Here is a 6,061-nt window from a genome sequence, read left to right as displayed (position 1 = left end):
AGCGCCCAGCGCAGCCGCCATCGGTTCTTCGATCAGGTAGACCGCGGCGGCGCCGGCGGCCTCGGCGGCGTCCTTGATGGCGCGCCGCTCAACCTGGGTCGAGCCGCAGGGCACGCAAATGATGATGCGCGGGCTGGGCGTGAGCAGGCGGCGCGGGTGCACCATCTTGATGAACTGCTTGATCATCTGCTCGGTGATGACGAAGTCGGCAATCACGCCGTCCTTCATCGGGCGGATCGCCTCGATGTTGCCGGGCACCTTGCCCAGCATGGCCTTGGCTTCACGGCCGACAGCCTGGATAACTTTCTTGCCGTGCGGGCCGCCCTCGTGGCGGATCGCGACGACCGAGGGCTCGTCCAGCACAATACCCTTGTCACGCGCGAAAATCAGGGTGTTGGCGGTGCCGAGGTCAATCGCCAGGTCGGTTGAGAAGTACCGACGGAATGCTTCAAACATATGCGGGAATCCGGTTGGGGCATGCGCAGACTTCGCTGCGTCATCGCCTTATTGTGATTGACCAATTAGGAGGAAAGTTGGCGCGAAGTCATGCGAAACCTGCTTCACGGCGCCTAAAAAACGCCTAAGGAGTGTATCCGGCATTGATTTCACACCAAAGGCGGGATAATAACGCATCCCCTGTGAATCGAGGCTTGCCCAAGACCCGTTCTTCGGCTTTAAACCTCGTTTCAGTGGCGATATTTCGCTATAGTTCCTGCTCTTCATTTTTGCTGCATCCACACACTATTCCCCATGGCATTGACATCCGAAGACATCTCACGCGTCGCCAACCTGGCGCGGCTGGAATTGCGCCCTGAAGAAACGGCGCGCACGCTGGGCCAGCTCAACGGCTTTTTCGCCCTGGTAGCGCAAATGGATGCGGTCAACACCGACGGCGTCGAGCCGCTGGCGCACCCGGCCGCCGTGCTCGGCGAGATCGCCCTGCGACTGCGCGCGGACATTGCCAGCGAACCTGACCAGCGCGAGGCCAGCCAGCGCAGCGCACCAGCCGTCGAGCGCGGCCTGTTCCTCGTCCCCAAGGTGATCGAATGAACAGCGGCACCAACCTCGACCTGCACGAACTGGGCGTCGCGCAACTGGCCGCCAAGCTGGCCGCCCGCGAAGTCTCCAGCGTCGAAGTCACACAGCATTTCCTCAAGCGCATCGCGCAGCACGACCGCCTGGGCGCATTTCTGGCTGTTGACGCGGAAGTGTCGCTGGCGCAGGCCAGAGTCGCCGACATCCGACTGGCCGCGGGCGAACGAAGCCCTCTGTTGGGCGTCCCGCTGGCGCACAAGGACGTGTTTGTCACGCGCGACTTCCCGACCACCGCTGGCTCGAAAATGCTGGAAAACTACCGCAGCCCGTTTGACGCCACCGTGGTGAGCCGGCTTGGCGTTTCTGCAGGCGGCGCCGGCATGGTCACGCTGGGCAAACTCAACTGCGACGAGTTCGCCATGGGTTCGAGCAATGAAAACAGCGCCTACAAACCGGTGCTAAACCCCTGGGACTCAAGCCGCGTGCCTGGCGGCTCCTCGGGCGGCTCGGCGGCGGCGGTCGCGGCACGCCTGCTGCCGGCGGCGACCGGCACCGACACCGGCGGCTCGATTCGCCAGCCCGCCTCGTTCACCGGCATCACCGGCATCAAACCCACCTACGGCCGCTGCTCACGCTACGGCATGGTGGCTTTTGCCTCGAGCCTGGACCAGGCCGGCCCGATGGCGCGCAGCGCACTGGACTGCGCGCTGCTGCTGTCCGCCATGGCTGGCCCGGACCTCGATCGCGACTCGACCTCACTGGACTTGCCGGCCACCGACTATGCTACTTATTTAATAGCTAACAGTGACCGTGCTTCCTCGACCACACCGCTAAAAGACTTGCGAATAGGCCTGCCAACCCAATTTTTTGGCGCCGGTTGTTCGCCGGACGTGCTGGCGGCCGTGCGCGGCGCGCTGGCCGAGTTTGAAAAGCTGGGCGCCACGCTGGTGGACGTCGACCTGCCGTTGACCGAGCTGTCGATCCCGGTGTATTACGTAATTGCCCCGGCCGAAGCCAGCAGCAACCTGAGCCGCTTCGACGGCGTGCGCTATGGCCACCGCGCCGCGCACTACAGCGACCTGACCGACATGTACAAAAAGTCGCGCAGTGAAGGTTTTGGCGACGAAGCGACGCGCCGCATCATGATCGGCACCTATGTGCTGTCGCACGGCTACTACGACGCCTATTACCTCAAGGCACAGAAAATCCGCCGCCTGATCGCGCAGGATTTCCAGAAAGCCTTCACGCAATGCGACGTGATCGCCGGCCCCGTGTCACCCACCGTGGCCTGGAAAATCGGCGAAAAATCCGATGACCCGGTGGCCAATTACCTGGCCGACATTTACACGCTTTCATCCAGCCTGGCGGGCCTGCCCGGCATGAGCGTGCCGGCCGGCTTTGGCGCGCACGGCATGCCGGTCGGCCTGCAGCTGATCGGCAATTATTTCGGCGAGGCGCAGCTGCTGGGCGCGGCGCACCAGTTCCAGCTGGCGACCGACTGGCACCAAAAAGCACCCGGGACCGCAGCATGAGCAAAGACACAAAATCCCCGCCGGACAAATTGGTCAATGGCTACGAAGTCGTCATCGGCTTTGAAACCCACACCCAGCTGACGACGAAATCGAAAATCTTCAGTCGTGCCTCGACCGCGTTCGGCGCCGAGCCCAATACGCAAGCCTCTGCGGTGGATTTCGCCCTGCCCGGCGCGCTGCCGGTGATGAACAGGGGCGCGGTGCAGCGCGCCATCGAGTTTGGTCTGGCCGTGAATGCCCACATTGCTGAAAAAAGCATTTTTGCGCGCAAAAACTACTTTTATCCTGACCTGCCCAAGGGCTACCAGATCAGCCAGTTCGAAATTCCGGTGGTGCAAGGCGGCGTGGTCGAGTTCTTCCTCGATGGCGAGAAAAAATCGGTGCGCCTGGTGCGTGCCCACCTTGAAGAAGATGCCGGAAAATCGCTACATGAAAACTTCATCGGTCAAAGCGGCATCGACCTGAACCGCGCTGGCACGCCGCTGCTGGAAATCGTCACCGAGCCCGACATGCGCTCCACCGCCGAGGCCGTGGCCTATGCCAGGGAACTGCACAAGATCGTCACCTGGATCGGTATTTGCGACGGCAACATGCAGGAGGGCAGTTTTCGCTGCGACGCCAATGTCTCGGTGCGCAAGCCCGGTGCCGAACTGGGCACGCGCCGCGAGATCAAGAACCTGAACAGCTTCAAGTTCATGCAGCAGGCGATGGACTACGAAGTTCGCTGGCAGATCGAACAGATCGAGGACGGCCACGCGATCCAGCAGGCAACCGTGCTGTTTGACCCCGACACCGGTGAGACGCGCTCGATGCGGAGCAAGGAAGATGCGGCGGATTACCGCTATTTTCCCGACCCGGATTTGCCGCCGCTGGTGATTTCGCGGGAATGGGTAGAGCAGACCCGATCGGAGATGTCGGAGTTGCCGCGCGTGATGGCGGCGCGTTTTGTCGCCGACTATGGCCTGAACGAATACGACGCCGGCCAGCTCACGCAGAGCAAAGCAACGGCGGCTTATTTTGAAAAAGTAGCCGCCGTGTGCAAGCAGCCGAAGCTGGCGAGCAACTGGGTCATGGGGGAAGTGTCACGGCGGTTGAACGAAGACAAGCTTGATTTCCTTTCGGTCCCCATTACGGCAAAACAATTTGGTGTTGTGCTTTCAAGACTCCACAACGGCAGCTTATTCAAAAATGGTGTGGTGCAGGTGATAGATCATTTCTGGCGCCATTCAGAACATCCAGGTGGCTTTGGCGACTCCGACGAAGAGGCCCAACAAGTGGTCGATGCCATCATTGAAGCCAAGGGACTTAACCAAGCTACTGACTCCGGCGAGCTCGAAAAAATCATCGACGAGGTGCTGGCCGCCAACGCCAAAAACGTCGAGGAAGTGCGCGCCGGCAATGCCAAAGCCTTCAACGCACTGGTCGGCCAAGCCATGAAGGCCACCAAAGGCAAAGCCAACCCGGCGCAGGTCAACGAGTTGCTGAAGAAAAAACTGGCTTGACGGCGCTGATGCGGCAGCGCGCTGGCCCGCCAGGCGGGAGCTTGCTATCTAAAAAATAGCAAACAAAATCCGTATCCATTGGACGAGAGCAGAATCAACCTGTTAATTCAGTTTTTTGCGCCGCTTTTTGTGCTGCTGACGGCCGCAGTGGCGGGCGTCGCGGCCAACAGCGCCCAGAGCTGCTTGAGCTTGACCAGCTCTTCATCAAAACGCAGATTGATGCGTTTTTTCTCCTGCTCCTGCTCGGCAATGAAGTGCTGCTGCACCAAAACGCTGCTGCTGTTTTCTTCGAGCCTGCGCTTGAGCGAAGCCGGGGCCTTTGACGGGTTTTTGGTGTAAAACTCCAGATCGCTGGCGATCGCCTTTCGCTGCTCGGCCAATTCCGCCATCCTCTGGCTGCCGGCCCTGCCGACTTCGTCAATCTGCTTGAGTGCTTCGGCGCGTTCCTGGTCGTGCACCGCGCGGGCCGGGTAGCGCAGCACCAGCGCCCGGTCGCGGCGCTTGTCATCGGCTTCATGGGCGCGCCTCTCGGCGCTCAGTTTGTCCTTTTCCTCCAGCGCGGACTGCTCATAGGCCGTGAGCGAAGGCCCCAGCTGGCGCTTGACCAGGCCCGAAGGTGTCAGCTCCTGCTGCGCGCGGTCAAGGCATTCGGCAATCGGCCGGTCGGCCGTGATCTTGCGGCCCCTGCCGTCCACACAGGTATAAATCTGCTGGGCGGCGGCTTGGCTGCCGACGCAAACCAGCGCCGCCAAACCGGTGATACGGGCGATATGGGCGATACGGGCGGTATGGGCAATAGACGCTGTTTGCGGGAGCAATTCGTTTCCTTAATCAATGCCGTAGCGTTCGCGGTAAGCCAACACCGACTGGTAATGCGCTTGCAGCGGCAGAGCGCCCCCGGCATCCGTGGCGGCGTGGCCTTGCGTGGCAAGATACTGCAGCAAGTCGCTCAATCGCGCAATCGAACAAACGTGCAGGCCGAGCTGCCCAGTCACGTATTGCACGGCGCTGTAGCTGACATCCACCCCGTTTTCGGTGGCCTTTTCCTGCCGGTCCAGGGCAATCGCCACCGCATGCGGAATGGCGCCGGCGGCCCTGATGATGGCAATCGACTCACGCGCTGCCGTGCCAGCCGACATCACGTCGTCAACAATCAACACCCGGCCCCTGAGCGGCGCGCCGACCAGCGTGCCACCCTCGCCATGGTCCTTGGCTTCCTTGCGGTTGTAGGCAAAAGGCAGGTTGCGCCCCTGCCGCGCCAGCTCGACAGCCACCGTGGCGGCCAGCGGAATGCCCTTGTAGGCCGGGCCGAAAATCATGTCGAAAGCCAGACCGCTGCGCTGCTCCTCGGCCAGCAGCTGGCGCGCATAAAATTGCGCCAGCCGGCCGAGCTTGGCGCCATCATCAAACAGGCCGGCGTTAAAAAAATAGGGACTCAGGCGCCCGGCCTTGGTCCTGAATTCGCCAAAACGCAGCACCCCCGATTCAACGGCAAACTGCACAAATTCCTGTGCCAGGCTGTCATCGGGCCGCGTGGCCTGATTCGTATCAGCTGTCTGTCCTGTCGTGCTCATTGAAAGTTCCATGTTCAAATTATCCAGTCTCAACCTTAACGGCATCCGCTCCGCCGCCAGCAAAGGCCTGCAGGAGTGGCTTGCCCTGTCCCTGCCGGATTGTATTTGCGTGCAGGAACTGAAGGCGCAAGCGGCCGACCTGAGCGGCCGTTTCGAACAAATCGCCGGCCTCAGGGGGCATTTTCATTTTGCCGAGAAGAAAGGTTATTCCGGCGTCGGCATCTACACGAAACACGAGCCCAGCGACGTGATTGTGGGCTATGACTCGCCCGAATTTGACGCCGAAGGACGCTATGTGGAGCTGCGCTTTGACAGCCCGGGCCGCAGGCAAAGCCCGAAACTCTCCATCATCAGCTGCTATTTTCCCAGCGGTTCATCCGGCGAGGAGCGCCAGGCCGCCAAATTCCGTTTTCTGGCC

Annotated in this window: 7 protein-coding genes; 4 read left to right on the top strand and 3 right to left on the bottom strand. The window is 61.2% G+C overall.

All coding sequences use genetic code 11. The features are described from left to right. On the bottom strand, positions 1-456 hold a 456-nt coding region (locus tag HHJ19_RS12420), incomplete at its 3' end, for a rod shape-determining protein (protein WP_296907822.1). Positions 457-750: 294 nt separating this feature from the next. On the opposite strand from HHJ19_RS12420, the gene gatC reads away from it, so the two are divergent. The 3 genes from gatC to gatB are packed head-to-tail and all read left to right on the top strand — an operon-like array spanning position 751 to position 4,069. Then, positions 751-1,050, top strand: coding sequence for an Asp-tRNA(Asn)/Glu-tRNA(Gln) amidotransferase subunit GatC (gene gatC, locus HHJ19_RS12415; protein WP_296907819.1), 300 nt, complete (start codon positions 751-753; stop codon positions 1,048-1,050). Continuing rightward, a complete protein-coding gene (gene gatA / locus HHJ19_RS12410; protein ID WP_296907817.1) occupies positions 1,047-2,567 on the top strand; it encodes an Asp-tRNA(Asn)/Glu-tRNA(Gln) amidotransferase subunit GatA in 1,521 nt (506 codons plus the stop codon). The genes gatC and gatA overlap by 4 nt, the downstream gene beginning before the upstream one ends. Further along, positions 2,564-4,069, top strand: a complete 1,506-nt coding sequence (gene gatB, locus HHJ19_RS12405; protein WP_296907814.1) for an Asp-tRNA(Asn)/Glu-tRNA(Gln) amidotransferase subunit GatB — start codon at positions 2,564-2,566, stop codon at positions 4,067-4,069. Before gatA ends, gatB begins: the two co-directional genes overlap by 4 nt. 107 nt (positions 4,070-4,176) lie before the next feature. Here the strand turns inward: gatB and HHJ19_RS12400 are convergent, their stop codons facing one another. Together HHJ19_RS12400 and pyrE are read right to left on the bottom strand one after the other, a co-directional pair. Continuing rightward, positions 4,177-4,887 carry a DUF4124 domain-containing protein gene (locus tag HHJ19_RS12400; protein ID WP_296907811.1) on the bottom strand — a complete coding sequence of 237 codons (711 nt, stop codon included), beginning with the start codon at positions 4,885-4,887 and terminating at the stop codon, positions 4,177-4,179. A gap of 9 nt (positions 4,888-4,896) precedes the next feature. Then, positions 4,897-5,643: an orotate phosphoribosyltransferase gene (pyrE, locus tag HHJ19_RS12395; protein ID WP_296907808.1), complete on the bottom strand. Its 747-nt coding sequence runs from the start codon at positions 5,641-5,643 to the stop codon at positions 4,897-4,899. A gap of 10 nt (positions 5,644-5,653) precedes the next feature. On the opposite strand from pyrE, the gene HHJ19_RS12390 reads away from it, so the two are divergent. Next, on the top strand, positions 5,654-6,061 hold a 408-nt coding region (locus HHJ19_RS12390; protein ID WP_296907805.1), incomplete at its 3' end, for an endonuclease/exonuclease/phosphatase family protein.

The organism is Polaromonas sp. (genome assembly GCF_012927415.1).
Lineage (GTDB): Bacteria > Pseudomonadota > Gammaproteobacteria > Burkholderiales > Burkholderiaceae_C > Polaromonas.
Note: the sequence above shows the minus strand (reverse complement) of the source record. Positions and strands in the feature narration are given on the sequence as shown.

Bases quoted from the DNA above. Each gene is read 5' to 3' on its own strand.
- pyrE (WP_296907808.1), bottom strand. From the start codon at position 5,643: ATGAGCACGACAGGACAGACAGCTGATACGAATCAGGCCACGCGGCCC.
- gatA (WP_296907817.1), top strand. From the start codon at position 1,047: ATGAACAGCGGCACCAACCTCGACCTGCACGAACTGGGCGTCGCGCAA.
- gatB (WP_296907814.1), top strand. From the start codon at position 2,564: ATGAGCAAAGACACAAAATCCCCGCCGGACAAATTGGTCAATGGCTAC.
- gatC (WP_296907819.1), top strand. From the start codon at position 751: ATGGCATTGACATCCGAAGACATCTCACGCGTCGCCAACCTGGCGCGG.